The organism is Undibacterium sp. 5I2, from assembly GCF_035019605.1.
Classification (GTDB): Bacteria; Pseudomonadota; Gammaproteobacteria; order Burkholderiales; family Burkholderiaceae_D; genus Undibacterium.
Genome location: NZ_JASJVS010000025.1, coordinates 22,704 through 48,064 on the forward strand (window position 1 = coordinate 22,704; position 25,361 = coordinate 48,064).

Below are 25,361 nucleotides of genomic sequence, written 5' to 3' on the forward strand. Positions count from 1 at the left end.
TGATGAACGAAACTTATCAACTGCCCTCAGCTACGCGCTCAGGTAAACGAAAAATTTTGCGCTGGGCGTGGGTATCATGCTTGTGCTTGTTTATTATCGGCATGACTATTCTGGGTCTTTTTGCAGAGAAAACCACTTGGATCGATGCCAATGGCAGGCTGCACGAGCCGCTGTTTGGTCTTGTTCCGACCAGTTTCTTTTTCTTGTCGGTGGCGCTGCTGCTGGCCATTCTTGACTTCGCACTTCGATTCATCAAGCCACGTTGAAGCAACAACTTAATGGATCGTCGCGAGCGACGATGGAAAAGACTCTGGAAGGGATTGACATCCCCTCCCATCGCGTCGCTCCTTCATCGCTCACCGGCCAAAAGAGGCTGTCGCAAAAGGGGATTGAGTCGGTATCATTACCCCAACTGGTGGCCACGTCATTCCTGCGCGCTTTTGGCAGGAACCCAGCGGCGTTCGTGCTTAACTGAAAATGCCAGAGATGATCGTGTTTTCAGCGCTGAAAACGACACTGGGTTCCCGCCAAAAGCATGCGGGAATGACAAGGCTTCGGCATGCGGGAATGATGAGGTATGCGGTGTTTCAGATGTAAAAAGCGTCCGTCAGACTTTTGCGACAGCCTCTGAAGGCCGCGGTTTCAAACCCTAGTCAAATTTTTGATCAACTGAAGGCAATAAATCGAAACAAGCGACAACAAACAGTAATAAGCACCAGCGCATCGGTTAAAATCCCAGCAAGTGAAAAATAGCCTATCTCAGAAATAGGCCGTCGGCGCAGCGAGAAAAATCCGTGCGAATACAATAAATTATGCAGCAAAGCATCTTTCCGTATTTACAAGGGTTTATATCGCGATCACGACCTGAATTGCGTGTTTTATTGCGTTTAATCTATGTGATAATCCAGCTTCATTAACACTGCTTTCCCTCGTCTGGTCAGGGTCAAGCCGCATTGCCGATAGCTTGGATGCTCAAATAAAATAAGAACATTTTCCCATGTTTGGCATGCTTGGCGATTGCCCTGCTTATTAATTTAAACAATGAGCACGATTTTCTATTGATTTCTTTATGTCTTTGTTAAGCAGCACGTCTTTAGCTTCCCACATTTTGTATGGCCCGGCGATTCCCGAATTGATGCGCGAAGAAACTCTCGCCGATATACTCGAAGCCAGCGCTCAACAGTTTCCTTCTCACATCGCACTCATCGCCGGTACAGTCCAGCTCAGCTATGCGGAACTCAATGCACGTGCCGATCGCATTGCCGCAGCCTTGATCGATGCCGGTGTGCGCCCTGGGCACTTCATTGGTTTGTGGCTGCCGCGCGGCATCGATTTACTCGTGATGCAAGCGGCGATCGCCAAAACCGGCGCAGCCTGGTTGCCTTTCGATGCAGACACGCCAATAGATCGAATCGCCGTTTGTCTGGCCGATGCGGCGGCATATGGTTTGCTCAGTTGCGAAGAGTTCGCGCCTCAGACCGCCAGCTTGCGATTATCCGTTTGGTCTGCCGAACAACTGGCCAAGAGCACGGTAGCGTCCGTCCTACGCCGCAGCGCTGGTCGCGGCAGCGACCCGGCCTATGTGATTTACACCTCGGGCTCTACCGGCAAACCCAAAGGTATCTTGGTCAGCCAAGCCAGTATCTGCCATTTTTTACGCAGTGAAAACAGCCAGCTCGGCATCACCGCTACTGATCGTGTGTATCAGGGTTTTTCGGTGGCCTTCGACATGTCGTTTGAAGAAATTTGGATCAGTTATCTGGCTGGTGCGAGCTTATGGATCGCCCCGAAAGAGATCACGGCCGACCCCGATGCCTTGCCACTGGCGCTGGCCGCACAGCAGATCACGGTATTGCATGCCGTCCCTACCCTGTTGGCTTTGTTTGTCAGCGACATTCCGAGTTTGCGTTTGATTAATCTCGGTGGCGAAATGTGTCCGGAGTCACTGGTGACGCGCTGGAGTCAGCCGGGCCGAAAAATTTTCAATACTTACGGGCCAACTGAGGCCACGGTATCGGCCAGCTTGGCGCCATTGCAGGCGCATGCAGCGGTCACGATAGGCAAACCGCTGCCGAATTATTCCTTGATGGTCGTCAGTACCGAGCCGACAGACGGTCTGCGTTTGCTCGCACCCGGTGAAACGGGTGAATTATGCATTTCCGGTCCGGGCGTCGCACTCGGCTACCTTGGCCGTCCTGAGTTGAGCGCCGAAAAATTTCTCACCAACCCGTGGTCGCGAAACGTCCATGAACAGCGTTTGTACCGTACCGGCGACTTGGCTTGTATCGATGGCGACGGCAATATTCAATGCTTGGGCCGGGCCGATGATCAAGTTAAAATTCGCGGCTTCCGGGTCGAGCTGGGTGAAATTGAAACGCTGTTGGCACAGCAAGATGAAGTCGCTACCGTAGCAGTAGTGCTGCGGCGCGAGCAAGAAATCGATCAAATCATGGCCTTCATCGTGCGCGACAGCGCTGCTGCCGCGCTCAGTGATGTGCAGCTCAGTAGTATGCTGCGCAGCCGGCTCAGTCAGTTGCTGCCACCCTATATGCTGCCGTCGCGGTTTGAATTTCTCACTGAAGTACCGCGTCTGACTTCGGGTAAGATCGATCGTAACTCGCTCAAGCAAATCGTCCTTACCGGCGGGGTCGCGAGTGCCGAGTCGGAAGCTGCCGAGTCGAGTGCAGAGCAAGCCTTGTTTACTGCTCTCGGAGTTCTATTCCCGGGCCAAGCGCTGCGTCGTTCTGCCGATTTTTTTGTCGATCTCGGCGGTCATTCGCTGTTGGCCGCGCGCTTGGTCTCGCTGCTGCGTAAAGACAGCCGTTTTGCTTACTTTAAAATTGCCGATATTTACCAACAACGCAGCCTGCAAAGCATCGCGGCCGCGATGGCGCTGGCGGCGCTGGCACAAGAGGAAACTACCGTGCCGCCGCTTAATTGGACCCCGCCCTCGACGTGGAAGCGTTGGCTCTGTGGCGCGGCCCAGGCCTTTGCCATTCCCTGGCTGGTCGCAATGCGTATGGTGCAATGGCTGGCACCCTTCTTTGCTTACCATTTTCTCACTGGCGACCCGGGTGACTCGATGGTGCGCGCAGTGTTGCTCTCAGCGGGTGCCTTCGTTGTGCTCACCTTGGCCGAGTTCGGTGTGGCGATCATCGGTAAATGGCTGTTATCGGGGCGACTGAAAGCCGGCCGCTATCCGCTTTGGGGTATGACGTATTTCCGTTGGTGGCTTAGTGACCGCCTCATAGAAACGGCACCAACCTATATGCTGAGCGGTTCTTCGCTCTACACGTGGTGGTTGCGTTCACTCGGTGCCAAAATTGGCAAAGACGTGATGATCGGCTCGATCACTTTGCGCGCACCGGATTTATTGACAATTGGGGATGGCGTCAGCATTGGTAATGCAGTGAATTTGGAAAATGCCCGGGTGTTACATGGCGAGCTGATTCTTGGTCACATCAAGCTGGAAGACGACAGCTATGTTGGCTCTTATTCGGTGTTGGAAGGGAATGTCGCGATGGGCCAGAGTGCCCATCTGGAAGGTCAGTCAGCCTTGGCTGACGGCTTGCGCATGCCGGCCCGACGCGTTTGGAAGGGTTCGCCGGCGCGCGATGTCGGCGCGTTCGATGACAGCAGCAAACCGGCCCGCCCGCCTTTGTCGGCATGGCGTGCTGGGGGCGAAGCGGTGTTTTTCGTGTTCGGTGCCTTGTTCATCAGTGCCTTGTTTTTTCTACCGGTTTTCCCTAGCTTCGTGCTCATCGATTGGTTTGATAATGCCGATAGCTTCCCTTGGTTGCAGAGCAGTTCGATTCCCTTTCAATTAACGAAATATTTTATTTTGGCGTTTCCCGCCACGGCCGTGCTGATCGTTTGTACGGTTTTGCTGTCGGCCGCGGTACGCTGGGCGATTTTGCCAAAACTCAAGCCCGGCTTGTATCCGGTACACGGCAATCTGTATTGCGGCAAATGGTTGGTCAATCAAATCCAAGAGTCGAGTCTGCATGTGCTGCATGGCGTATATGCGACGATCTATGCGCCATTTTGGTACCGTCTGCTCGGTGCCAAAGTTGGCCAGGGTGCGGAAATCTCGACCGCCTTGGGCGTGGTGCCGGATATGCTCACGCTCGGGGATGAAAGCTTCATCGCCGATGCGGTGTTACTCGGTGACGAGGAAATTGACCGTGGCTGGATGACCATGCAGGAAACCGTCATCTCGCGGCGCAGCTTTGTCGGTAACGGCGCTTACATCCCTGACGGCACCATCTTGCCCGAGAATGTACTCATCGGCGTGTATACGTCGGCACCGGAAAATGCCAGTATGCAACCCGGCGACACGTGGTTGGGTTCGCCGGCGATTCACCTGCCGGCACGCGAAGAAGTCAAAGGCTTTCCGGAGAATTTGACCTTCACGCCATCGGTATTTCGACGTATCGGCCGTGGTTTGGTAGAAGCGTTCCGCATCATCGCGCCGCATGCGATGGTGATTGCCGTTGGCTACACGGTGGTATTGGATTTGATGCCACTGGCCGGTGATGACCGCTGGAGTGAGGTCTTGGTATATCTGATCGTGGCTGGCTTACTGTATGGCGTAGGTAGTTTTGCCTTTGTGTTGATTTTAAAGTGGCTGTTTATTTTCCGGTATACAAAATGCAGTGCGCCGATGTGGACGCCGTTCGTTTGGCTCTCGGAAGGAATTACCAATTTATACGAAGGCATCGCCGTGCCGAATTTCATGCGTTATTTACGTGGCACGCCATGGCTGCCTTTGGCCTTCAATTTACTCGGTTGTAAAATTGGTCGCGGCGTGTATCTCGACACCACCGACATCACCGAGTTTGATTGTGTGCGCATCGGCGACTACAGTGAAGTCAACGCTCTGGCTTGTCCACAAACGCATTTATTCGAAGACCGCGTCATGAAAATCGATCATATCGTCATCGGTGCACGCGTCTATCTCGGGCCACGCTGCTCGGTGCTGTACAGTGCCGTGGTCGGCGATGATGTCAGGCTCGGTGCGCTGACCTTGGTGATGAAAGGCGAATTCATTCCAGCTAATTCGAGTTGGCGCGGCTGCCCGGCCGCGATGACGGCAGGCTGATGGCCGAGCGCCTCAAGGCTTGGGCTTGGCCAGCCGACCGCGCGCCAGCGCAGCAGCGCTTGGCGGCCGGCTTGCCGCTGGTGATTAGCTTGGCTTTACCTCCGCTGATACAACGCGACAGCGCTCGCCAGCAGTTGCGCTTGGCGCTGTGCGAGTTGTTGTGTGCCGCCTTGGACTGCGATGCCACGCGCCTGCGCTTGGTTTCTTTGCCGGGGCGTGGGGTACGCGCCCTGCTGCCTGAGCGCGAAGTATTTATTTCTATCAGCCACGAAACCGGCTTATCGGTCGCGGCCTTGAGCTTACACCACCCGATAGGTATTGATGTGCTGCGTCTGGCCGATTGCACGGGATGGCAAGATCTGGCACCCTTGTATTTGGGCGTAGACGACACCGAGCGCTTGCTGCGCGCACCGGAACAGCAAAGAGCGCTGCAGTTCGCACTGGCTTGGACCACGCTCGAAGCAGGCTTGAAATGCCTGGGCCAGCCTTTGCTTGAAGCGAGTGAGCGCGACAGCGCATGGCCGACGACGCTGCAGCACCATGTGGTGGAACTTGATGCGGCTTATGTGTGCAGCGTATCGGTCAAATCAACTCAATTGTTCCAGACGCAGCTTGGTCACTTTGCCGGAAACGGTGCTGAGTAATTCGATTTGTTCGATCGCCGCGATAATGTTTTTCTCTTTGGTTTGATGCGTGAGAATGATGATGTCGGTACGAATTTCTCCTTCGGCCGGCTCTTTCTGCAGCATGGCGTCGATGGAAATTGACAAGTCAGCCAAGATTCGCGTCACATCGGCTAACACCCCTGGCTGATCTTCGACATGCATGCGCAGGTAGTAGCTGGTGACGATTTCTGTCATCGGCAGTACCGGCAGATCGCTGATGGCACCAGGTTGGAACGCCAAGTGAGGTACCCGATGTTCGGGATCGGCGGTCGCCAGGCGGGTGATGTCGACCAGGTCGGCGATGACGGCCGAAGCGGTCGGTTCAGCACCGGCACCCTTGCCATAGTACAAAGTTGCGCCGACGGCGTCGCCCTGTACCAGGACTGCATTCATGGCACCTTCGACGTTGGCGATCAAGCGCTTGCTTGGAATCAGTGTTGGATGGACGCGCAATTCCACACCCTCTGGCGTGCGCTTGCTGATTCCCAGTAACTTGATGCGGTAGCCGAGCTCTTCTGCGTAGCGGATGTCGCTCGCTTGCAGTGCTGTGATACCTTCGACATAGGCTTTATCGAATTGCATAGGGATGCCATAGGCGATCGAGGCCATGATGGTGGCTTTGTGCGCGGCATCAATGCCATCGATATCGAAAGTCGGGTCGGCTTCGGCATAGCCTAGCGCTTGCGCTTGCTCCAACGCAGTATTGAAATCCAAGCCCTGGTCGCGCATTTCCGATAAGATGAAATTGGTGGTGCCATTGATGATGCCGGCAATCCATTCGATCCGATTCGCCGTCAAGCCTTCACGCAAAGCCTTGATAATGGGAATGCCGCCGGCCACGGCCGCTTCAAATGCCACCATGACGCCTTTTTCTTGTGCTGCGGCAAATATTTCGTTGCCATGCGTCGCCAACAAGGCTTTATTCGCCGTGACGACGTGTTTGCCGTTGGCAATTGCACTTAAGACCAACTCTTTGGCGATACCGTAGCCGCCTATGAGTTCGATGACGATATCGATATCGGGGTGATTCACCACCAAGCGGGCGTCGCTGACGACTTCCACGCTGCCGCCAGTGAGTTCGCGCGCGCGTTCGACATTGAGATCAGCGACCATGGCGATTTCAATCGAGCGGCCGGCGCGGCGCATGATTTCTGCGTGATTGCGTTGCAATACATTGAAGGTGCCGCTGCCGACAGTGCCGATGCCTAACAAACCTACTTTGATGGGTTTCATATGAATTTTTTCAAACAGTAAAATGAATTAATTGGTGCCGTGGCGCTTGCGATAGCCTTCGAGGAAGTGACTGATGCGTCCGAACGCCTCGGTCAAGTCATCGGTATTAGGCAAGAACACCACGCGAAAATGGTCCGGCTTGGGCCAGTTGAAGCCGCTTCCCTGCACCAGCAATACACGCTGCTCGGTCAGCAGTTCGTGGATGAATTCCTGGTCATCCTTGATCGGGTAGATCTCGGGGTCGAGCTTGGGGAACATGTACAGCGCTGCTTTAGGTTTGACGCAACTCACCCCCGGAATGGCCGTCAGCAGTCGGTGCGCCAGATCGCGCTGCTTGAGCAAACGACCGCCCGGCCCGACCAGATCTTGTATGCTTTGATAGCCACCGAGCGCAGTTTGGATCGCAAACTGCCCCGGTGCATTGGCACACAGGCGCATTGAAGCAAGCATATTCAAGCCTTCGATATAATCTTTGGCATGCCGTTTCTCGCCAGAAACAATCATCCAGCCAGCCCGATAGCCGCAGGAACGATAGTTTTTGGATAAGCCATTCAAGGTCAGAAACAACACATCATCGGCCAAGGAAGCGATTGAGACATGTTCGGCTTCATCATACAAGGTCTTGTCATAGATTTCATCAGCAAAGACGATCAATTGATGTTGTCTGGCTAATTCTACGATTTCTTGCAACACTGACACCGGATACAAGGCCCCGGTTGGGTTATTCGGGTTGATAACGACAATGGCTTTGGTGTTGGGGGTGATTTTGCTCTTGATATCGTCGATATCAGGCATCCAATCGGCGCTTTCATCGCAGATGTAATGGACGGGCTTGCCGCCAGACAAGCTGACGGCCGCGGTCCAGAGCGGATAATCGGGGGCCGGTACCAGTACTTCATCGCCGCTGTTGAGCAAGGCATTCATGCCCATGACGATGAGCTCTGAGGCACCGTTGCCGATGTAAATGTCTTCTATGCCGACACCGGTGATCTTTTTTTCTTGGCTGTAATGCATGATTGCTTTGCGCGGCGCGAACATCCCTTTGGAGTCGGTGTAGCCGGCGGCATTGTGCATATTGCGTATCATGTCTTGCACGATTTCATCGGGCGGATCGAAGTTGAACACGGCCAAGTTGCCGATGTTGAGCTTGATGATTTTATGCCCCTCCTCTTCCATCTGGCGCGCTTTTTCCATGACGGGACCGCGGATGTCATAGCAGACGTCGGCCAGCTTGTGTGATTTGAGTATGGGTCGCACTGAATTTTCCTCTGTCGAATAGCATGGCTGCTGCCGCTTATGCTGCACTGCCGAACAGAGTATTCTGCCCAAGGAATGCAGTTTAATCAAATTTTTTTCTGTATTTCAACGCTGGGAGCATCTTTTTGACGGAAACACGGGTGCTGGGCGCTACCAGTTCAGAGGGTTTTTGATCTGGAAAACGTTTGCTTTGCAGCGGCTTGGCCGATCAGTAAACATGCAAAGCCTGTTTCGAATCAAGAAAAAAAAGTTACAATGCCGCACACTCCCCTATTCGCACAGAGCCAGAAATATGAAGCTGCACTCCACTCAAACCCAACAATACCAAACCATCACGGCCTATGAAACCGACAGCGTTGAGATTAATGCCGTGATGTTTCGTCATAGCTTGATCGTCTTGCCTGAAAGTAAGCCTGTAGTGTGGCCGGTACCGTCGTTTGCTGAACTTGACGTCGCCGCCTTCGATCTCATTGTTGCCACGCGCCCCGATGTGGTGATACTCGGCACCGGCAATGTCCAACGTTTCATCCATCCGCGCCTATGTGCGGCCTTGACGGCGCAGCGTATCGGTGTCGAATGCATGGATAATAAAGCCGCCTGCCGTACCTACAATATTCTGATGGCAGAAGGCCGCAAGGTGGCCTTGGCCTTGATTATGGAGAGTGCATGAGTGCGCCACGCGCAAGGCTGCGCTCACCGTTTGAAACGCCGTCGACGCTGTGGCTGATCGCGCTTTTTTTTGCTGTAGTGTGGTTTTACATGCTTGGCGCGCGCACCTTGGTACCGACTGATGAGGGTCGCTACGCCGAAATGGCGCGTGAAATGCTCGCCAGCGGCGACTGGATCACTTTGCGCCTCAATGGCATCAAGTACTTTGAAAAACCGCCCTTGCAAAACTGGATGAATGCCTTGAGCTTCGCCGCCTTCGGTTTGGGTGAGTGGCAAGCGCGGCTATGGACTGGTATCAATGGCTTGCTCGGGGTGGCCGTAGTTGCCTACTGCGGCAGTCAATTATTTTCACGACGAATAGGCATCATCGCCGCCTTGGTATTGGCCTCGAGTTTTTACTGGGCCGGCATGGCGCATGTGAATTCACTCGATATGGGTTTGTCGGGCATGCTGGCGCTTTGCATGGGCGGCTTGCTGCTGGCTCAGCGCGACGGTGCCAGCGCGCGCGAACAACGCAATGCCATGTTGGTGTGCTGGGCTGGGATGGCGCTGGCGACGCTGTCGAAAGGCTTGATCGGTTTCGTGTTGCCCGGTGCCGTACTGGTCATTTATACGCTGTGGACGCGTGATTGGCGCTTATGGACGCGGCTGCACTTCGGTGCCGGCTTGCTGCTGTTTTTCGCTCTCACCGCGCCATGGTTTATTTTGATCGCACTGAAAAATCCTGAACATCCGCATTTCTTTTTCATACACGAGCATTTCCAGCGCTTCACCAGCACGGTGCATAAGCGTGGTGGGGCTTGGTATTATTTCTTTCCCTTCCTGTTGCTCGGCATTGTGCCTTGGCTGGGCGTGTTGCTGCAGGGATTATGGCGCGGCGCACAGGAAGCGCAAACCGGCTTTCGCCCACGCTTGATGCTGCTGATCTGGGCGGTGTTTTTCTTCTTGTTTTTCAGTGTTTCCGGTTCCAAATTGCCCGGCTATATTTTGCCTATCTTTCCGGCGCTGGCCTTGCTGATTGCCTTTCATCTCGAGCACGCGCGTGCGCGCAGCGTGCAAGTGGCCGCGCTGCTGTTCGCTGTGCTTGGCTTGGTCGGAATGGTGTTGGTGAAGCGTGCCGTTCACCTCAGTACGCTCGCGTATGAAATCCCGCTGTATCTCGGCTATGCACCGTGGTTGTATGCGGCCTGTGCACTGACTGTAGTCGGCGGCGTGACGGCGGCATTGCTGGCGCGGCGCGATGGCGCAGCAAAAGATTGGGCCATCGTGGTCTTGGCCGCGTCCGGCTTTCTGGCCGGTCAAGTGGCTTTTCTCGGCCATGATCCGTGGGGCCGCTATATTGCCGGCACGGCGCATTTACCCGCCTTGCAAGCCGAGTTACGTGACCCGACGACACCGATCTATGCGGTCGGCCGCTACGAGCAAGCACTGCCGTTTTATTTGCAACGGACCTTGATTTTAGTAGAATTCGCCGATGAGATGGAATTCGGTCTGCAACAGCAACCGGAGTTGTGGATACCGCGACGCGCCGACTTTGTTACGCTCTGGCGTGCCCGCGCCGCGCGCGGTGCAGCTGCCGTCGCCATATTGCGGCACGATGTGTATGCTGACTTTCAAGCTCAGCACCTGCCTATGCGCGTGATCGGTGAAGATCCGAAACGCGTGATCATCGCGTTGCCCCACCCTGTCCCCTCACCCTTAGAAAAATAAGATGAATTTCAATACTTTCGGTTTTATCCTGACCGGTATCTTACTCAATGCCAGCGCCCAGTTATTGCTCAAGAAGGGCACTAATGCCGTTGGGGCGATTCACCTCACGGCGGAAAATTGGTTTGCCACCGGTGTGCAACTGGCGACGCAGCTGCCGATTATCGGTGGCTTGGCTTGTTATGTCATTTCGGTGGTGGTGTGGATCATCGGTTTGTCGCGCGTCGATGTCACCATCGCCTACCCATTACTATCTATCGGTTATATTGTTAATGCCTTCGGTGCGTGGTATTTCCTCGGCGAAATCATGTCCTTGCAACGCATGCTGGCGATTGCCATCATCATTATCGGCGTGGCTTTGCTGGTTAAAAGCTAAGCTGCTGTCACCCTCACCCACTATTAACCCGGGTTGGCGCGCTGTGCGCCGGCTCCCTCGAAAGGACAGCTATGAGCGATCAACTGGCATTTTTGCCGTTTACCAAACCAAGCATTGATGAAGAAACCATCGCCAGCGTGGCTGAGGTACTGCGTTCGGGCTGGCTGACCAGCGGTCCGAAAGTACAGGCACTCGAAGCGCAGTTGTCGGAATATTTCGGCGGCCGTCCGGTGCGGACTTTTAATTCCGGTACCTGTACCATGGAAATTGCCCTGCGTATCGCTGGCATTGGCGTCGGCGATGAAGTCATTACTACCCCGAATTCTTGGGTTGCGACGGCCAACGTGATCATCGAAACCGGTGCAACTCCGGTGTTCGCCGATATCGATCCGAAAACCCATAACATCGATCTCGATCGGGTCGAAGCCGTGATCACCCGCCGCACCAAGGCCATCATTCCGGTACACATGTGTGGCTTGCCCTGCGATATGGATAAGCTGTATGCCTTGGCAAAAAAATACAATCTGCGCGTGATTGAAGATGCCGCCCAAGCGATCGGTTCGAGCTGGAAAGGTCAGCGCATCGGTTCTTTCGGCGATTTTGCTTCGTTCAGTTTCCAAGTCAATAAAAACATCATGACCGGCGAAGGTGGCTGTCTGGTTCTGAATAATGCCGAAGAAGCCAAACTGGCTGAAAAATTCCGCTTGCAAGGCGTCAGCCGTAGCGGTCTCGATGGCATCGATGTCGACGTCCTCGGTGGTAAATACAATATGCCCGACTTGGCTGCGGCCATTGGCCTGGGGCAATTGAAGCGTCTGGCCGAGTTCAATGCCAAACGCAAGCAATTGGCCCAGCAATACTTCAACGAATTCGGCAGCGACTTCGAAAGCTTGAGCGCTGCCGAATTACCGGTGGCCGATTTCACCAACAGCAACTGGCATATGTTTCATCTGGTGCTGCCGGAGCGTATCAATCGTGCCGAATTCATGCAGCAGATGCTCGATGTGAAGATCGGTCTTGGTTACCACTATCGCGCGATTCATTTGTTTACTTTGTATCGCCAACGCGGCTTTACTGACGGCATGTTCCCGATCGCCGAACGGATAGGTAAACAGATTGTGAGCTTACCTTTATTTCCCTCAATGACACAAGCAGATGTCACACGGGTCGTGTCTGCGGTAAAATCGCGCCTTCTTTGAAAATTGCTCGCACCGCCATGAAACCCGAACTCACCGTTATCGTTCCCGTCTACAACGAAGAAGCCGGCTTGTCCAAGCTCTTCGCGCGACTCTATCCGGCCCTCGATGCGCTGGCTGCCCGCGGCGTCCGTTATGAAGTCATTTTCGTTAATGACGGCAGTCGCGACAATACCGCGTTGATTTTAGCCGACCAATTCCGCGTGCGCGCCGACGTCACCCGTGTGGTACTTTTCAGCGGCAATTACGGCCAGCACATGGCGATCTTGGCTGGATTTGAAGCCAGCCGTGGCGATATCATGGTCACGCTCGATGCCGATTTGCAGAATCCACCGGAAGAAATCGGTGCCTTGGTTGACAAAATGCGCGAAGGTTACGATTACGTCGGCTCGATACGCCGCAAGCGGCAAGACAGCGCTTGGCGCACTTACGCCTCAAAAGCGATGAACCGTTTGCGCGAAAAAATCACCCGCATCAAGATTACCGATCAAGGCAATATGCTGCGCGCTTACGGTCGCAATGTGATCGATCTGATCAATCACTGCAGAGAAGTCAATACCTTCGTGCCGGCACTGGCATACACGTTTGCGCGCAAACCGACGGAAATCATGGTGGAGCATGAAGAGCGTTCGGCCGGCGAATCGAAGTATTCGTTTTACAGTTTGATACGGCTGAACTTCGATCTCATGACCGGTTTCTCCATCATGCCTTTGCAATTGTTTTCCATGTTGGGAATGGTGCTCTCACTGTTATCGGCCGGGCTGGTGTCCTTGCTGCTGGTGCGTCGTTTCATCTTCGGTGCGGAAGCCGAAGGCTTGTTCACCCTGTTTGCGATTGCCTTTTTCCTGATGGGCGTGATTTTATTCGGCATCGGCCTGCTCGGCGAATACGTCGGCCGTATTTACCAGCAAGTACGTGGTCGGCCGCGGTATGTCATACAAACGATTTTGCAAGATAAGGAAATTGATGAACCACAAAGCATCTGATCCGGTCCCAAGCCGTGCCGTAGTGTTCGCCTACCATAATGTCGGCGTGCGCAGTATCAAGACCTTGTTGGCGCGCGGTATCACGATCAGTTTGGTGGTGACGCACGAAGATAATCCGGCCGAAACCATCTGGTTCGATTCGGTCGCAGCCCTGTGTGCCGAACACGGGATTGCCTGTATCGCCCCGGCCGACCCGAGCACACCCGCCGTGCACGAGCAAATTGCGGCACTGCAGCCCGAGTTTATTTTCAGTTTTTACTATCGCCACATGCTGCCAGCGGCGCTGTTAGCCTTAGCTACGCGCGGCGCCTTTAATTTGCACGGTTCGCTGCTGCCGAAATACCGTGGACGGGTACCGGTGAATTGGGCGGTATTGCATGGCGAAACAGAAACCGGCGCGACGCTGCACGAGATGGCCGCCAAACCCGATGCTGGTGCCATTATTGCTCAAACGATGGTGCCGATTTTGCCCGACGACACAGCCTACGAAGTTTTTGGCAAGCTGACAGTTGCGGCGGAACAAACATTATGGCATGCTGTGCCCGAATTAATTGCCGGCACGGTTAAGCGGCACCCTAACCTGTTAAGCGCGGGCAGTTATTTCGGCGGACGTAAGCCGGAAGATGGCCGCATAGACTGGAATCAGCCGGCTCAGGCGGTGTATAACTTGCACCGAGCCGTCGCGCCACCGTATCCGGGTGCCTTTTTTGAGCAATTTGGCAAGCATTTCATTATTGAAAAAGCACGTTTGTCAAATTTGCCAGCAACAGATTTGCCGATGGGCTTGCATGTAGTGGATAATGTGATCCTCGGCATCTGTGGTGATGGCCATGCCATCCAAATCATTGCATTACGCTGTGACGACGCACTGGTCACGGCAACAGAATTGCAGCAACTGGCACATTGAGTTCTTGGCCCAGCCGTTCCAAACCAGATAGCAATCAACATTTACTTAAGAAAAACTCACCATGAAAAAAGTCCTGATCCTCGGCGTGAACGGTTTTATCGGTCACCATTTGTCCAAGCGCATACTCGAAACCACCGATTGGGAAGTCTACGGGATGGACATGCAAACCGAGCGCTTGGGCGACATGATCAACCATCCGCGCATGCACTTTTTTGAAGGTGACATCACCATCAATAAAGAATGGGTCGAATACCACGTCAAAAAATGTGACGTCATTCTGCCGCTGGTGGCCATCGCCACGCCGTCGACTTATGTGAAACAACCGTTGCGGGTATTTGAACTCGATTTCGAAGCGAATTTGCCTATCGTGCGTTCAGCTGCCAAATATGGCAAGCATCTGGTGTTCCCATCGACTTCCGAAGTCTATGGTATGTGCCATGATGAAGAATTCGACCCGGAAGCGTCGGAATTGATCTGCGGCCCGATCAACAAACCACGTTGGATTTATTCCTGTGCCAAGCAGTTGATGGATCGCGTGATCTGGGGTTATGGCATGGAAGGTTTGAATTTCACCCTGTTCCGCCCATTTAACTGGATCGGTGCTGGCTTGGATAATATCCACACGCCAAAAGAAGGCAGCTCGCGCGTCGTCACGCAATTCTTCGGTCATATCGTGCGCGGCGAGAATATTTCGCTGGTCGATGGTGGCGCGCAGAAACGCGCGTTCACGTATATCGATGATGGTATCGATGCGCTCATGCGTATCATCGACAATCAAAACGGTATTGCCAGCGGTAAGATTTACAACATCGGCAATCCTTTGAATAATTTCTCTATTCGCGAATTGGCCCACATGATGATCAGTTTGGCCGCCGAATATCCGGAATATGCCGAAACAGCCAAGCAAGTTTCTCTGATCGAAACCACTTCCGATGCGTATTACGGCAAGGGTTATCAAGACGTGCAAAATCGCGTCCCGAAAATCACCAATACCTGCGAAGAACTCGGTTGGAAGCCAGTTACCACCATGCCTGATACGATGCGCAATATTTTTGATGCCTATCGCTCGCAGGTTGCGCAAGCACGCGCCTTGGTCGACTGAGCGGCGCGCCTATGCCTGTTCTGGTTCTGAAGATCGACGTCGATACCTGGCGTGGTACCCGTGAAGGGGTACCGAACTTGGTGCGCATACTACAGCAGCATCAAGCCGGTGCCACCTTCTTGTTTTCGCTCGGTAAAGACCATACCGGTTGGGCCTTGCGACGCGCCTTTCGGCCCGGTTTTTTCCAGAAGGTATCGCGCACTTCTGTGCTCGAACACTATGGGGTGAAAACCCTGATGTACGGCGTATTCTTGCCGGCACCCGACATCGGCGCCTGTACCGTGCCGATGCGGGCCGTGCAAGCGGCCGGTTTTGAGTGTGGCATCCATACTTGGGATCATGTGGTGTGGCAAGACAACGTGCGCACCCGTGATGCTGCTTGGACGCGTGGGCAAATGCAACAGGCACACGCCAAATTCAGCAGTATTTTCGGGCAGCCACCGGCGACGCATGGCGCAGCTGGCTGGCAAATGAATGCCACGGCGTTTGCTGAGCTCGATCGCTGCGGCATGGCCTATGCCTCCGATGGGCGTGCCATGCTCAACGAAGACGGTAGCCTGCAGGATCCCGCAGCCGGACCGTATCGCTTGCAAGTCGGCGCGCAGGTGCACAGCTGCGTGCAAATGCCGACCACCTTGCCCACGCTCGACGAATTATTGGGCCGCAGCATAGATGGCGTCGAGATTACGCTTGCCAATATTGCCGCCCATATATTGAAATTGACCGCTGAGGGTCGCGATCATGTGTTTACTCTGCATGCCGAGCTTGAAGGGCAAAAACTTGCCCCCATATTAGAACAATTGCTGACAGGCTGGCACGAACAGGGCTATCGTTGCGCGTCCATGGCGGACTACTATGCGACGATTTCTCCCGCCGAGCTACCGATACGGCCGCTGACATGGGCCAGTTTGCCCGGACGTTCCGGAGACTTGGTCGCTGTGCTGTAGTGTAGTGTTGAGTACAGACAGCGCCGCTTGTTTGCAATGATTTCTCCACCCCTAACCAAGGAGATCACAGTGGCGCCTTCCGCACTGAATTGCCAAGTACCGCAGTTTTCCGCCGCGATGACCGGCGAGCACCCGTTTGCCAGCAGCGATTATGCTGGAAAACAAGTTATTTTATATTTTTACCCCAAGGATAATACCCCAGGGTGCACCACCGAGAGCATCGCCTTTCGCGATTTATACGAGCAATTTTCCGCTCGCAATACCGTTATATTCGGCATCAGCCGAGACAGCTTGCGCTCGCACTCAGGCTTCAAAGCCAAACTGGCGCTGCCGTTCGAACTCATTTCCGATCCCGAAGAAATTCTGTGCAATCTTTTCAATGTGATGAAAATGAAAAATATGTATGGAAAACAGGTTCGCGGGATAGAGCGCAGCACGTTTATCATTGACGCAAGCGGTCAATTGGTGAAAGAATGGAGAGGCGTGAAAGTAGCCGGACACGTTGATGAAGTACTTGAATTTGTGAGCGCCTCCACCCCTTTGACGAATTGAACTCGACCGCATACCTCACTACCAAAGCCGCTATGGCAGCGTCAGCACCCGTGCTGATTTTGCCAGCGCGGTTTTTTATTTTTTCGCACTCACTTTTATATTGAGGTTTTCATGCCATTGCCAAAAATGCCCACAAAACCCGCAGCATTGCTGTCGCCAAAGGACTATCCGCAGGCAGTTGCTGGCAAGCCCGCCAAGGCACTGAAGGCCACCGCGCCAGAGAAAGCCAAACCGCCGGTTGCTAAAAAAATTACGCCGCCGCCAGCGCCGGCAGTGATTGCCGCCGCCCCTGCGCGCGCCGAAGCGCCGCCACGGGCGAAACTGGCACCGGCCATTGCCGCCATCGCCAAGCAAAAAATCGCTGCCAATCCAGTCAAGTCCGTGGCCAGTCGTGCCGCTGACAAGTCGGGCGTGACCAAGCTCTTTGTGCTCGACACCAATGTGCTCATGCATGATCCTTCATCCTTATTCCGTTTCGAAGAGCATGATGTTTATTTGCCGATGATCACGCTCGAAGAGCTTGATGATCACAAAAAAGGCATGTCTGAAGTAGCCCGCAATGCGCGCCAGATTTCTCGCTCACTCGATGCCTTGGTGGGCGATATCGATAATGGCGCAATCGAAAAAGGCATCGCCTTATCGAAATTAGGTAACAAAGACGCGCGCGGCCACCTGTTCTTTCAAACCAAATTACAAATCGCTGAATTGCCGCAGGGCTTACCGCAAGGCAAAGCCGATAACCAAATACTGAGCGTGGTACGCTCACTCGAAGCAGAATTCCCGGGCCGTCCGGTGGTACTGGTGTCGAAAGATATCAATATGCGCATTAAAGCGCGCGCCATGGGCTTGCCGGCGGAAGATTACTTCAATGATCATGTGCTCGAAGATTCCGATTTGCTGTACACCGGTATCGTCCAATTACCGGCCGATTTCTGGAATAAGCATGGCAAGGGCATAGAAACTTGGCAAGAAAATAAAAATGGCCTGAGCACCACTTTTTACCGCATCACCGGTCCGGTCATTCCTACGCTCTTGGTGAATCAGTTTGTCTATCTCGAACCGAATAATGGCGAAGCTTCGTTTTACGGTCAGGTGCGCCAGATCAATGGCAAAACTGCCGTTCTGCAAACCTTACGCGATTACGGTCACATCAAGCACAGCGTGTGGGGCGTCACCTCGCGCAATCGCGAGCAAAATTTTGCCCTCAATTTGCTGATGGATCCGGACTGCGATTTCGTCACCCTGCTCGGTCAAGCCGGTACCGGCAAGACCTTGTTGGCCTTGGCGGCGGGCTTGGCACAAGTGTTGGAAACCAAAACTTACAGTGAAATCATTGTCACCCGTGTGACCGTCCCTGTCGGCGAAGATATCGGTTTCTTGCCTGGCACGGAAGAAGAAAAAATGTCGCCATGGATGGGTGCCTTCGATGACAATTTGGAAGTTCTCAACAAATCCGACAACGATGCCGGCGATTGGGGACGCGCCGCGACACAAGATTTGATACGCTCCAAGATCAAAATCAAGTCACTCAATTTCATGCGCGGCCGTACTTTCGTCAATAAATTCCTGATCATCGACGAAGCGCAGAATCTCACGCCTAAGCAAGTCAAGACCTTGGTAACGCGGGCCGGCCCTGGCACGAAGATCGTATGTTTGGGCAATATCGCCCAGATTGACACCCCGTATCTGACGGAAGGATCGAGTGGTTTGACCTATGTGGTCGATCGTTTCAAAGGCTGGGCCCATAGCGGCCACGTGACCTTGGCACGGGGCGAACGTTCGCGTCTGGCTGATCACGCGAGTGAAATTTTGTAATACCAGACCGGTTGATCGTCCGATTGGCCTGAACCATGAAAAAACGCTGCTTAGTCAGCGTTTTTTTTCGTCGATTGAGATGGCCGCACGCGCTTCCTTAACTGACAATACCAGTTCAGTCATCTAAGACAGTGCGTAGTCCCAGCGCTAAAAAATCAACTAAGGCAGCAATGCGCGGTGCCAGTGCGCCCTGCTTGTAAAAGACCGTCCACACCGGTTGGTGCCACGGCAGTAACTCAGTTTCCAGCAATGGCACTAATCGCCCGCTTGCTACATCGCTACGGGTTAGAAACTCAGCCAGACACACAATGCCAGCGCCACCCAGGCTCAAATGACGCAAAGTTTCACCGCTGGATGCGACGATGTTTGTTTGGATTGGAAATCCAGCACCATTGATATCCGGCAATGGCCATATATTGAGTGAAGCAGGCGCGCTAAAGCCGAGTAGTCTATGCTTGCTCAACTGAGCGCTATTTGCAGGGGTTCCATGGCGCGCCAGGTAATCCGGCGATGCCAGCAAACGCAGGCGACTGCTTCCCAATCGTCTGGCGTTCAGAGTCGAGTCGGCTAAGGGGCCGATACGAATCGCCAGATCAATCCGGGCTTCGATCAAATCAATCACCGTTTCGCCACTGATGAGTTCGAGCCGCACGAGCGGGTAGCGATCCATAAACGCCGCTGCCAAGGGTGCCAGCAGGTGGTTCAATACCGGCGTTGCAGCACTGACACGCACCAAGCCAGCAGGCTGAGAAAGGCGAGCGATCAGTTGCTCCTCTGTATCCTGCAAATCGGATAACACTTTCCGTGCGCGCACCAGCAACCATTCGCCTTCTTCGGTGAGATCGAGTCGGCGCGTGGTGCGCGTGATCAGCGCCATGCTTAACTGTGATTCCAGCCGCGCGATGGCGCGACTGATACCCGATGGTGTCTGGCCGAGTCGCTCGGCCGCGGCGGTAAAGGAGCCGGCATCTATCACCGCTACGAAGGCAATCAGCGCATCAATATTGAGCATTAGTGATTCCGAGTCAAAAGTATATTGTAGTCAACATGGTTTTTCTTTGCCAGTGCAACGCGCACACTTCCAGATCTCAAGCACTCAACTCAGAAAGAAAAATCATGCCCCTCGCACTTTGGGCGCTGACACTCAGCGCTTTCGCTATCGGGACGACAGAATTCGTTATTGTCGGCCTCATCCCCACTATTGCTGCCAGCCTTGGCGTCTCCGTTCCCTCTGCCGGACTATTAGTCAGTCTGTATGCTGTGGGGGTTGCCATTGGTGCCCCGATATTGACAGCATTGACTGGCCGCGTAAAGCGCAAGCATTTGCTGCTAGCTTTGATGGCCCTATTTACTATCGGCAATGTACTCGCATGGCTAGCGCCGGGCTATGAATCCCTGATCGCGGCCCGCGTGCTGACTGGTTTAGCGCATGGCGTATTTTTCTCGGTTGGTTCGACGATTGCCACCGGCTTAGTGCCAAAAGAAAAGGCTGCGAGCGCGATTGCACTGATGTTTACCGGATTGACCGTCGCGCTGGTGACGGGTGTGCCACTCGGTACCTTCATCGGCCAGACGTTTGGCTGGCAGTCGACCTTCCTGGCCGTATCCGTGCTGGGGATTGTTGCGTTTATCGGTAGCGCGATTCTGATACCGAACAATATCCCTGGCAGCCGGCCAGCATCCCTATTGATACAATTATCGGTACTGAAACAGCCCCGCCTGCTTTTAGTGTATGCAATGACTGCGCTCGGTTATGGCGGCTCGTTTGTCGCCTTTACTTACCTGGCACCGATCTTGCAGGAAGTATCTGGCTTCTCCGCTTCCAGCGTTAGTCTGGTCATGTTGGTGTATGGCGTGTCGGTCGCTATCGGCAATATTTGGGGCGGCAAGTTGGCGGACAAAAAAGGCCCGATTCCTGCCTTGCAGATCGTGTTTCTCTGCTTGGCGTTGGTATTGTTTGCGTTCACCTTTACCGCGCCGAATACATGGCTGGCTTTGGCGACGGTATTGGTATGGGGTGCAGTAGCGTTCGGCAACGTACCGGGATTGCAAGTGTATGTTGTGCAGCGGGCAGAGCGAGATGCGCCGCAAGCCATTGATGTGGCATCGGGCTTGAATATCGCCGCCTTTAATATCGGTATTGCTGGCGGTGCTTGGGGCGGCGGTGTGGTTGTCGAGCATCTTGGTTTGATGGCAACCCCATGGATAGGCGCAATGGTGGTACTCGTTGCGCTGGCTCTGACAACGCTGGCAGGTCGGCTGGAGCGTCAAGATGGCAAGGATTTCCTTGCCAAGGCGAGGCCTGCTGTTGGTCTGCATTAAACGCCGGGTATTCTCAGCGACTGCTTAATCGCTTGATTTTGATCTGCAGCAAAAGATTTTATTTTGTTGCAGAATCTTGCCTAGGCAACGATTATCCCATCTCATGAATCCACCCGCTCTTGAATTTTCCGTCACCAAAGTCGAAGACAGCGTCGGCTATTTGCTGGCGCGCGCGCGCACCATGATTTCGCAAGTTCTGCTGCGAAATGTCCAGCTTAGGTAGCAGCGCTTTGGCGATCCCGTGCAGTAGTTCTAGCGTGGTGCGCTTCTCGCGCTCACGCGCCATTTGACGCCAGCCGAAATTCTTGGCATCCTGCTTGAGCGCCGCCAGTTGCGACAGCGTGTCATCGCGCACCAAAAGTTGGGTCAGTGCTGCTTTGCTCGTATCATCTAATCCTTGCGCCAGAAGGTTTCCCAGTCGGCGACGCTCGGCAGACAACGTTTCACTGACCAATTCTTGCAATGTGGTGTAGCCGGGTCGAATAATCTTGTGCTCATTGAGCCAAACGATCAACTCGGCCGATACAAATCCAGGTGTTACGTCACGTCGCGCGATTTGCGCGACATGTCGCCTAAGCCGAGGGAGGAAGTCGGTTGTCCATGACTGGTAGCAAAATAGCTCAGAAAGCTGCTCGCGCTGAGTGTAATGCTCATGCTTGGTGATCGATTTTCGCTCGAACGTCTCGCCATGGAAATACCGACTCAGCACGAAGGCCACATCCTCCTCCACTTCCTCCCAGTCGAAGCGGAAAAAGGCGTGCTTGGCCTTGAAGTATCCGATGTGCAAGACACAATAAACTTGGGCATGAAGGCTGGGACGACTGCTCGCTATCGCTAGCTCGGATTCAGTCAATGCCAGATATTCCAGCCGTTGCGCATCGTCGAAGTCAGGAAGTCCATATATTGCTTCCTGCTCGGCCCCAGATAGGACGGTTAATCGTTCACTTTTTGCGATAGGCATACGTTACTCTGCGGCTCGCAAATATTGATACAACGTCTCCCTGCTAATGCCAAATTCTCGGGCGAGTCTAGTTTTCTTTTCACCAGCATCTACCCGTTGCCTCAGACCGGCAATTTCCTGATCTGAAAGCGATTTCTTACGGCCACGATAAGCACCACGCTGTTTCGCTAGGGCGATACCTTCGCGCTGCCGTTCTTTGATCAGCGATCGCTCGAACTCGGCAAATGCTCCCATGACCGACAGCATTAGATTCGCCATCGGCGAATCTTCGCCAGTGAAACTTAGATGCTCCTTGACGAATTCGATATGCACACCGCGTTGAGTCAGCGTTTGCACGATGCGGCGTAAATCGTCGAGATTGCGCGCCAGGCGATCCATGCTATGCACCACCACGGTGTCGCCAGCGCGGGCGAAGCTCATCAAAGCTTCCAATTGCGGGCGCTTGACATCTTTGCCTGATGCCTTGTCGGTGAAGGAGCGGTCAACCTGGACGCCCTCCAGTTGCCGTTCAGGGTTCTGATCGAAGGTGCTGACCCGGATATATCCAATGCGCTGTCCATTCATTTAGATTACCGCACACTGGCCAGCATGTTTTCAATCAAGCGGATCATAGTACTTTTTTGCGTTGGTGCGGATTCCGCTACCAGCAATGCCAATGCCGCAAGCCCAATGTCGTTGATAACTGGCTGCCCGTCCCGCATCAGTGCGTTGTTGCGATTCAGGAAATCGACGAACCGGAACGCGCCGTTACGTTTATTACCATCGGCAAACGGATGGTTCTTGATGATGAAATACAAGAGATGCGCTGCCTTACCCTCGATGGTCGGATAAGCAGGTTCGCCGAAGATGGATTGATCGAGATTGCCGAGAATGGCCGCGAGCGCATCGCCACGTTCAAGTCCAAAAAGGTTGCTGGCCTCGCCACGGAACATGAGATCGGCTTTCAAGCTGGCGATAGACTGTCTTGCCTCATCGAGCGACGGCATGACACCGCCCTCCGTTCCGTTGGGTTCGGTCAATAATCCTTCATCGTAGCGTTGCAACAGTAAGAAAGTTTGGGTATAGCGGCTAACGATCTCGACCAACCCTCGCCCGGTATCAGCAATCATGTCGGGCGATTGTGCGGTCTTCCTAACAAGCGTCAGCGCCGCTTCCAGTTCGGCAGCGTTATGTTGGAAGCGGGCGCGATCCAGCGTCCAGCCTTGCATCAAATGGTCGCGTAGAACGCCTGTTGCCCATTGGCGAAATTGTGTGCCGCGTTTGGAGTTCACGCGATACCCGACGGAAATGATGGCGTCGAGGTTGTAATGCTTTGTCCTTCTGGAAACAGGGCGTTGCCCCTCTTGTTGAACTACCGAGAAATCCTCGGTAGTTGCTGTCTCCACCAGTTCGCCGCTGGCATAAATGTTTTTGAGATGCAAGCCAATGTTATCGGTTGAGGTCTCTAACATATCTGAGAGTTGCCTCTGAGTAAGCCAGATGGTGTTTCCTTCCAGCCTTACCGAAACTTTAGATCCATCGTCCGGTTGATAAATTACAAGTTCGCCCATCACATTGCCTTCCGCACTCGATAATGTCAGGTAGAACTCTATTACCTTTGATTGGATATGTCAATAAATATAGAATATGATCCTATTCTGACGATTTTAGGATGATAGCCTGACATCAGGATAGGGCATAGCCCAGACTGACACTTGATTTATTGATACAACATGCAAGTGAGTGATACCGGAACATTTGGCATTTTTTACTATCTGAAGTATGATTTTATTTTCATCAGTAAAGAGTATTTCGCCGATGCGCATTTAACCTGTCCGCACCCCACTTTTGATTCTTCTCCCGCCAGGGAGAAGCGGGTGCGTCTCACCGTGACAGGTTGATGCTGATTCCTCTGCTGTTTTCCCACTTGTGGACACGTGTCCCTGTCATTTGTTTAGCTCTTGGCCTGCGGCTTCCGCATTGGCCTACAGGAGTTCAGATGACCCATATCGCATGTCATATCAACACTTTGCAGCTGCCCTTCGGCGCCTGTACGGTGCCCTTTACCTTCACTTTGCCCGCTGCGGGCTGCACCCTGATCGGCCGTAACGGCATCGGCAAGAGCCTGCTGCTGGAACTGCTGGCGGGCCAGCGCCGCGCGGATTCTGGCAAGATCGAGTGGTTGACCCCCATCAGCTGGTTGTCCCAGTTTGCACCGGCTCAAGATCATGATTGCGCAGCCAGCGTGGCCGACCTTATCGGCTGGGGCGAGCCGCTACGGGCCCTTGAGCGCATCGAGCAGGGGAGCTGCGCCCTGCGATTTCGAGTTGCTGGCTGATCGCTGGAACCTGCGCAGCGATCTTGCCGACCTGCTGGCAGAAGCAGGCCTCAGACTCGATCCCCATGTCCCGGTCAGCACCCTAAGCGGTGGCCAGCTCACCCGTTTGCGCCTGCTGGCGCTGTTTGCGAGGCCGGCTCACTTTCTGTTGCTTGATGAGCCAGACAACCACCTCGATGCCTCTGGCATCGACTGGCTAAGCCAGCAACTGGCCAGACATCGCGGAGGTTACCTGCTGGTGAGCCACGACCGACGCCTGCTCAATCAAACCAGTCAGATTCTGGAGCTGAGCGAGCAGGGGTTGCAGAGTGCCCGCCTCTCGTTTGACGAGTTTCTGGCGCAGCAGGCCGAGGTACAGGCTGCCCGCAGCACCAGTTTGGCGCAAGCGGTGCGAAGCGAAAAGGCGGCGGCGCGCAGCTTGCAAAAAGTGCGTGAACAGGCGGCCAGACGAGCCAGTCAGGGGCGGCGTGAGCGCGGCTCCCAAGCCAAAATCCTGCTTGATTTCAAGGCGGAACAGGCAGGCAAATCCCTTGGCAGAGTGCTGGACCGCCACGAGCGGGGCCACAGTGCGCAAGTGGAGGCCCGCACCGAGGCGGCAGCCGCGCTGGCGGCGGTGCAGCCGCTCATCATGCAGTGGCCGGAGGAGATCGAGCGCAAGGGGGCTGCCCAGCCGCTGGTGATTACGGCTGCGTCTCACGTGCGCTGGCATGGCCAGCGGGTTGATCTGGTGCTGCAACGGGGTGAGCGCTGTTTGATCGGCGGTCGCAATGGCTGCGGCAAATCGAGTCTGCTGCAGATGTTGCGCGGGGTGCTGGAGCCCGAGACGGGCAGCTTTCGCATCAATGGCAAGATGGCTTGCCTCGATCAGGGGCTCAGCCTGATTGCGCGGGATCTCAGCCCGCTTGCCAACCTGTTGACAGTGGCTCCGACACTGGCCGAGAGTGATGCGAGAACACGGCTGGCGGGCATAGCCCTGCGCGGCGATCGCGCTCTGACGCCTTGTCATGGTCTGAGTGGGGGGGAGAGGTTAAAACTGGGTCTGCTGATGGTACTGGCGCAACTGCCCGACCTGCTGCTGCTCGATGAACCGGACAATCATCTGGATCACCCCTCGCGTCAGTTGCTCACTCAGGTCCTGGCGGACTACCCAGGCACTCTGCTATTGGTCTCTCACGATCCCGACTTCGTTGCAGGGGTTGGGATTGGTAAAGAATTAAATCTTTCAGAGTGACCGCAAGGTGATTGACC

At 54.3% G+C, this 25,361-nt stretch carries 22 protein-coding genes and 1 pseudogene; 17 read left to right on the forward strand and 6 right to left on the reverse strand.

From position 1 onward, the window contains the following. Window positions 1–2 precede the first annotated feature (2 nt). The 3 genes from QN359_RS10575 (at window position 3) to QN359_RS10585 (ending at window position 5,745) form a co-directional block, all read left to right on the forward strand. The gene (locus QN359_RS10575; RefSeq protein WP_322248371.1) at window positions 3–266 is read left to right on the forward strand and encodes a DUF3955 domain-containing protein; all 264 of its coding nucleotides are present in this window, start codon (window positions 3–5) and stop codon (window positions 264–266) included. 803 nt (window positions 267–1,069) lie between these two features. Then, window positions 1,070–5,101 (forward strand): Pls/PosA family non-ribosomal peptide synthetase, encoded by a 4,032-nt coding sequence (locus tag QN359_RS10580; RefSeq protein ID WP_322248372.1) that lies wholly within the window; start codon window positions 1,070–1,072, stop codon window positions 5,099–5,101. Further along, complete coding sequence (locus tag QN359_RS10585; RefSeq protein WP_322248373.1) at window positions 5,101–5,745, forward strand: 4'-phosphopantetheinyl transferase family protein; 645 nt, start codon at window positions 5,101–5,103, stop codon at window positions 5,743–5,745. The genes QN359_RS10580 and QN359_RS10585 overlap by 1 nt, the downstream gene beginning before the upstream one ends. Here QN359_RS10585 and QN359_RS10590 read toward each other — a convergent pair. Beyond that, the gene (locus QN359_RS10590) at window positions 5,689–6,999 is read right to left on the reverse strand and encodes a homoserine dehydrogenase (RefSeq protein WP_322248374.1); all 1,311 of its coding nucleotides are present in this window, start codon (window positions 6,997–6,999) and stop codon (window positions 5,689–5,691) included. The genes QN359_RS10585 and QN359_RS10590 overlap by 57 nt on opposite strands. A 27-nt stretch (window positions 7,000–7,026) precedes the next feature. Then, window positions 7,027–8,256 carry a pyridoxal phosphate-dependent aminotransferase gene (locus QN359_RS10595; protein ID WP_322248375.1) on the reverse strand — a complete coding sequence of 410 codons (1,230 nt, stop codon included), beginning with the start codon at window positions 8,254–8,256 and terminating at the stop codon, window positions 7,027–7,029. Window positions 8,257–8,548: 292 nt separating this feature from the next. On the opposite strand from QN359_RS10595, the gene QN359_RS10600 reads away from it, so the two are divergent. The 10 genes from QN359_RS10600 (at window position 8,549) to QN359_RS10645 (ending at window position 18,513) form a co-directional block, all read left to right on the forward strand. Beyond that, window positions 8,549–8,926: an Mth938-like domain-containing protein gene (locus QN359_RS10600; RefSeq protein WP_322248376.1), complete on the forward strand. Its 378-nt coding sequence runs from the start codon at window positions 8,549–8,551 to the stop codon at window positions 8,924–8,926. Then, window positions 8,923–10,635 carry a glycosyltransferase family 39 protein gene (locus tag QN359_RS10605; protein WP_322248377.1) on the forward strand — a complete coding sequence of 571 codons (1,713 nt, stop codon included), beginning with the start codon at window positions 8,923–8,925 and terminating at the stop codon, window positions 10,633–10,635. The genes QN359_RS10600 and QN359_RS10605 overlap by 4 nt, the downstream gene beginning before the upstream one ends. A gap of 1 nt (window position 10,636) precedes the next feature. Continuing rightward, window positions 10,637–11,008, forward strand: coding sequence for an EamA family transporter (locus QN359_RS10610; RefSeq protein ID WP_322248378.1), 372 nt, complete (start codon window positions 10,637–10,639; stop codon window positions 11,006–11,008). Between the two features lie 71 nt (window positions 11,009–11,079). Further along, a complete protein-coding gene (locus tag QN359_RS10615) occupies window positions 11,080–12,207 on the forward strand; it encodes a DegT/DnrJ/EryC1/StrS aminotransferase family protein (RefSeq protein ID WP_322248379.1) in 1,128 nt (375 codons plus the stop codon). 17 nt (window positions 12,208–12,224) lie between these two features. Beyond that, window positions 12,225–13,190 carry a glycosyltransferase gene (locus QN359_RS10620; RefSeq protein WP_322248380.1) on the forward strand — a complete coding sequence of 322 codons (966 nt, stop codon included), beginning with the start codon at window positions 12,225–12,227 and terminating at the stop codon, window positions 13,188–13,190. After that, window positions 13,171–14,097 carry a formyltransferase gene (locus QN359_RS10625; RefSeq protein WP_322248381.1) on the forward strand — a complete coding sequence of 309 codons (927 nt, stop codon included), beginning with the start codon at window positions 13,171–13,173 and terminating at the stop codon, window positions 14,095–14,097. The genes QN359_RS10620 and QN359_RS10625 overlap by 20 nt, the downstream gene beginning before the upstream one ends. 61 nt (window positions 14,098–14,158) lie before the next feature. After that, entirely contained in the window at window positions 14,159–15,199 is a 1,041-nt protein-coding gene (locus tag QN359_RS10630; protein ID WP_322248382.1) for a bifunctional UDP-4-keto-pentose/UDP-xylose synthase, read from the forward strand. 11 nt (window positions 15,200–15,210) lie between these two features. Further along, the gene (locus QN359_RS10635) at window positions 15,211–16,146 is read left to right on the forward strand and encodes a polysaccharide deacetylase family protein (protein WP_322248383.1); all 936 of its coding nucleotides are present in this window, start codon (window positions 15,211–15,213) and stop codon (window positions 16,144–16,146) included. 36 nt (window positions 16,147–16,182) lie between these two features. Beyond that, entirely contained in the window at window positions 16,183–16,698 is a 516-nt protein-coding gene (locus QN359_RS10640) for a peroxiredoxin (RefSeq protein WP_322251116.1), read from the forward strand. A 111-nt stretch (window positions 16,699–16,809) separates the two neighbouring features. Beyond that, window positions 16,810–18,513, forward strand: coding sequence for a PhoH family protein (locus tag QN359_RS10645; protein ID WP_322248384.1), 1,704 nt, complete (start codon window positions 16,810–16,812; stop codon window positions 18,511–18,513). Between the two features lie 115 nt (window positions 18,514–18,628). Here QN359_RS10645 and QN359_RS10650 read toward each other — a convergent pair whose 3' ends face one another. Further along, complete coding sequence (locus QN359_RS10650; protein ID WP_322248385.1) at window positions 18,629–19,525, reverse strand: LysR family transcriptional regulator; 897 nt, start codon at window positions 19,523–19,525, stop codon at window positions 18,629–18,631. Window positions 19,526–19,629: 104 nt separating this feature from the next. Between QN359_RS10650 and QN359_RS10655 the strand changes: the two genes are divergently transcribed. Then, complete coding sequence (locus tag QN359_RS10655) at window positions 19,630–20,835, forward strand: MFS transporter (protein ID WP_322248386.1); 1,206 nt, start codon at window positions 19,630–19,632, stop codon at window positions 20,833–20,835. Window positions 20,836–21,025: 190 nt separating this feature from the next. Here QN359_RS10655 and QN359_RS10660 read toward each other — a convergent pair. The 3 genes and pseudogenes from QN359_RS10660 to rhuM all read right to left on the reverse strand — a co-directional run. Then, window positions 21,026–21,796: pseudogene (locus tag QN359_RS10660) on the reverse strand (DUF4158 domain-containing protein); the annotation flags it as partial. Window positions 21,797–21,799: 3 nt separating this feature from the next. Next, entirely contained in the window at window positions 21,800–22,360 is a 561-nt protein-coding gene (locus QN359_RS10665) for a recombinase family protein (protein ID WP_322248387.1), read from the reverse strand. 5 nt (window positions 22,361–22,365) lie between these two features. Continuing rightward, the gene (gene rhuM / locus QN359_RS10670; protein ID WP_322248388.1) at window positions 22,366–23,346 is read right to left on the reverse strand and encodes a RhuM family protein; all 981 of its coding nucleotides are present in this window, start codon (window positions 23,344–23,346) and stop codon (window positions 22,366–22,368) included. 162 nt (window positions 23,347–23,508) lie between these two features. On the opposite strand from rhuM, the gene QN359_RS10675 reads away from it, so the two are divergent. The 3 genes from QN359_RS10675 to QN359_RS10685 all read left to right on the forward strand — a co-directional run bounded on the left by QN359_RS10675 (window position 23,509) and on the right by QN359_RS10685 (window position 25,344). Further along, entirely contained in the window at window positions 23,509–23,676 is a 168-nt protein-coding gene (locus QN359_RS10675; protein ID WP_322248389.1) for a hypothetical protein, read from the forward strand. A gap of 98 nt (window positions 23,677–23,774) precedes the next feature. Further along, window positions 23,775–24,113 carry an ATP-binding cassette domain-containing protein gene (locus tag QN359_RS10680; protein WP_322248390.1) on the forward strand — a complete coding sequence of 113 codons (339 nt, stop codon included), beginning with the start codon at window positions 23,775–23,777 and terminating at the stop codon, window positions 24,111–24,113. Further along, window positions 24,061–25,344 (forward strand): ATP-binding cassette domain-containing protein, encoded by a 1,284-nt coding sequence (locus tag QN359_RS10685; RefSeq protein ID WP_322248391.1) that lies wholly within the window; start codon window positions 24,061–24,063, stop codon window positions 25,342–25,344. Before QN359_RS10680 ends, QN359_RS10685 begins: the two co-directional genes overlap by 53 nt. The last annotated feature ends 17 nt before the right edge of the window (window positions 25,345–25,361 follow it).

What these genes read in the sequence shown, in the direction of transcription:
- QN359_RS10575 (WP_322248371.1), top strand. Translation starts at nt 3, where the DNA reads ATGAACGAAACTTATCAACTGCCCTCAGCTACGCGCTCAGGTAAACGA.
- QN359_RS10580 (WP_322248372.1), top strand. Translation starts at nt 1,070, where the DNA reads ATGTCTTTGTTAAGCAGCACGTCTTTAGCTTCCCACATTTTGTATGGC.
- QN359_RS10585 (WP_322248373.1), top strand. Translation starts at nt 5,101, where the DNA reads ATGGCCGAGCGCCTCAAGGCTTGGGCTTGGCCAGCCGACCGCGCGCCA.
- QN359_RS10590 (WP_322248374.1), bottom strand. Translation starts at nt 6,999, where the DNA reads ATGAAACCCATCAAAGTAGGTTTGTTAGGCATCGGCACTGTCGGCAGC.
- QN359_RS10600 (WP_322248376.1), top strand. Translation starts at nt 8,549, where the DNA reads ATGAAGCTGCACTCCACTCAAACCCAACAATACCAAACCATCACGGCC.
- QN359_RS10605 (WP_322248377.1), top strand. Translation starts at nt 8,923, where the DNA reads ATGAGTGCGCCACGCGCAAGGCTGCGCTCACCGTTTGAAACGCCGTCG.
- QN359_RS10610 (WP_322248378.1), top strand. Translation starts at nt 10,637, where the DNA reads ATGAATTTCAATACTTTCGGTTTTATCCTGACCGGTATCTTACTCAAT.
- QN359_RS10615 (WP_322248379.1), top strand. Translation starts at nt 11,080, where the DNA reads ATGAGCGATCAACTGGCATTTTTGCCGTTTACCAAACCAAGCATTGAT.
- QN359_RS10620 (WP_322248380.1), top strand. Translation starts at nt 12,225, where the DNA reads ATGAAACCCGAACTCACCGTTATCGTTCCCGTCTACAACGAAGAAGCC.
- QN359_RS10625 (WP_322248381.1), top strand. Translation starts at nt 13,171, where the DNA reads ATGAACCACAAAGCATCTGATCCGGTCCCAAGCCGTGCCGTAGTGTTC.
- QN359_RS10630 (WP_322248382.1), top strand. Translation starts at nt 14,159, where the DNA reads ATGAAAAAAGTCCTGATCCTCGGCGTGAACGGTTTTATCGGTCACCAT.
- QN359_RS10635 (WP_322248383.1), top strand. Translation starts at nt 15,211, where the DNA reads ATGCCTGTTCTGGTTCTGAAGATCGACGTCGATACCTGGCGTGGTACC.
- QN359_RS10640 (WP_322251116.1), top strand. Translation starts at nt 16,183, where the DNA reads ATGATTTCTCCACCCCTAACCAAGGAGATCACAGTGGCGCCTTCCGCA.
- QN359_RS10645 (WP_322248384.1), top strand. Translation starts at nt 16,810, where the DNA reads ATGCCATTGCCAAAAATGCCCACAAAACCCGCAGCATTGCTGTCGCCA.
- QN359_RS10650 (WP_322248385.1), bottom strand. Translation starts at nt 19,525, where the DNA reads ATGCTCAATATTGATGCGCTGATTGCCTTCGTAGCGGTGATAGATGCC.
- QN359_RS10655 (WP_322248386.1), top strand. Translation starts at nt 19,630, where the DNA reads ATGCCCCTCGCACTTTGGGCGCTGACACTCAGCGCTTTCGCTATCGGG.
- QN359_RS10665 (WP_322248387.1), bottom strand. Translation starts at nt 22,360, where the DNA reads ATGAATGGACAGCGCATTGGATATATCCGGGTCAGCACCTTCGATCAG.
- rhuM (WP_322248388.1), bottom strand. Translation starts at nt 23,346, where the DNA reads ATGGGCGAACTTGTAATTTATCAACCGGACGATGGATCTAAAGTTTCG.
- QN359_RS10675 (WP_322248389.1), top strand. Translation starts at nt 23,509, where the DNA reads ATGCAAGTGAGTGATACCGGAACATTTGGCATTTTTTACTATCTGAAG.
- QN359_RS10680 (WP_322248390.1), top strand. Translation starts at nt 23,775, where the DNA reads ATGACCCATATCGCATGTCATATCAACACTTTGCAGCTGCCCTTCGGC.